General features: G+C 58.1%; 1 protein-coding gene. It reads right to left on the bottom strand.

The genetic code is table 11. The annotated features are described in order from the left end of the window. Nucleotides 1-961 (bottom strand): RHS repeat-associated core domain-containing protein (locus J5M58_RS25765; RefSeq protein WP_207880127.1); only part of this gene is annotated, 961 nt, incomplete at both ends.

Genomic DNA, 961 nt, shown 5'->3' with positions numbered 1-961 from the left:
CCCTTCGTCTTGTGCATGGCGAAATAGATTTCCTGTGGTCAATCGCGCGCCCTCGGGAGGCATTTTTTCATGTCGTCGCCTGTGCCCAGAGCAACCAAGAGGATCTATCCAATTGTTTGTCTCCGGCGCATATTGATAGAGATTTAAACCACCAGACAGTCGAATTGGATCCTGGCTAATAAAGATCCCAGAATTCGGATCAAAATATCGATGCCGATTGTAATTGAGGCCAGTTTCTGCATCGAAATACTGCCCCTGCAACCTAACCGGCTGCTCGACCAGTTGAAGTCCGAGTTGCTCGCTTCTTCCGATTGGGTCGTAACGCGCTTCCCATACGACTCTTCCACCGGGTGCATGCATCTGGACCGGCGCTCCGTTCAGATCGCTCTGGAAGAAGTACACTGCCCCGATGAGCGGCAGCAAATTTGTTGTCGTCGGCACAGATGCTCTGGTCGCTGCCAGATCACAATGCACTACCGCGAGCGGCCGGAACATTCCTGGATAGTAGACCCACTCATACGCATGCTCAAACCCGGACACCGGTGCGTCATCCCTATTGTCACGGACCGGGATGAACTGCGCTGCTGGCATTCGATCGCCCGCATCCGGTATCGCCGTACCGCCTCCCTCGCCGCCACCTCTCGTGCACTGGCCCACCAGCGTATTGCCGTCCCAGAAGAAACGACTGATGCGCGACAATACCAGCTCCGCACTGCCTGCCGCGCGGGTAAGCACAAGCTTGCCCACCCGGCGACGGAACGCATCATATTCGTACTGCGTGCCGATACGGACCTGCCCCCCGCCCGCTCCAGCAATGGCCGGCCGCACGGCTACCGCTTCGGCCAGTTGGCCGGCCGCATCCCAACGCAGGGTAAGGTCCTGCCCGACGTCCTGCCTGCGTATCAGGTTAACCGCGCGATCGTAGGCGTGGTAATGGCCTTCGAATTCGCCTTCTCGAACC

It is taken from the genome of Pseudomonas sp. 32_A, assembly GCF_017490905.1.
Classification (GTDB): Bacteria; Pseudomonadota; Gammaproteobacteria; order Pseudomonadales; family Pseudomonadaceae; genus Aquipseudomonas; species Aquipseudomonas inefficax.
The sequence above is the reverse complement of the archived record's forward strand: the minus strand, read 5'-3'. Positions and strand labels throughout refer to the sequence as shown.